Raw genomic sequence first — 521 nt, 5'->3', positions numbered from 1 at the left:
CGATTGACGATGGGCAATGTCGTTCCCCGGACGCCGACCAATGGCCCTGCCCGAAAGAGCGGCAGGGTCAAGGTCTGGGATCCGATCGTCCGCATCTTTCATTGGACGGTCGCAGCTGGCGTTATCGCCAATCTCACTGTCCTGAAGCATGAAGAAACGCCACATATCTACGTCGGTTACGTCGTCGTGACCGCATTGGCGATCCGGCTTGTGTGGGGTGTCATCGGCCGCCGCCATGCTCGTTTTGCCAGCTTCGTGACAGGTCCCGTCGGGCTGCTGCGCTATTTTCGCGCGATGATCGCTCGTCGGGAGCCTCGCTATATCGGGCATAATCCAGCTGGTGCGGCGATGATCGTCGTGTTGATGCTGTTGTTGGCGATAGTCGGCTCCACAGGTTGGATGATGGGGCTAGACCGCTTCTGGGGCGTCGGTTGGGTCGAAACCGCGCACGAGGTAGCCGCCAATATTCTGATCGGAGCGGTCGCGCTTCATGTCATTGGCGCCATCGTCGAAAGTATGCG

1 protein-coding gene is annotated in these 521 nt (G+C 59.5%); it reads left to right on the top strand.

Annotated elements, in window-relative coordinates; genetic code table 11:
- Nucleotides 1-521: cytochrome b/b6 domain-containing protein (locus AACY49_RS30330; protein WP_339527952.1), on the top strand; the 521-nt coding region annotated here is incomplete at both ends.

The sequence above is a fragment of the Pseudomonas sp. EL_65y_Pfl2_R96 genome (assembly GCF_963970905.1).
Classification (GTDB): domain Bacteria; phylum Pseudomonadota; class Gammaproteobacteria; order Pseudomonadales; family Pseudomonadaceae; genus Aquipseudomonas.
Note: the sequence above shows the minus strand (reverse complement) of the source record. Positions and strands in the feature narration are given on the sequence as shown.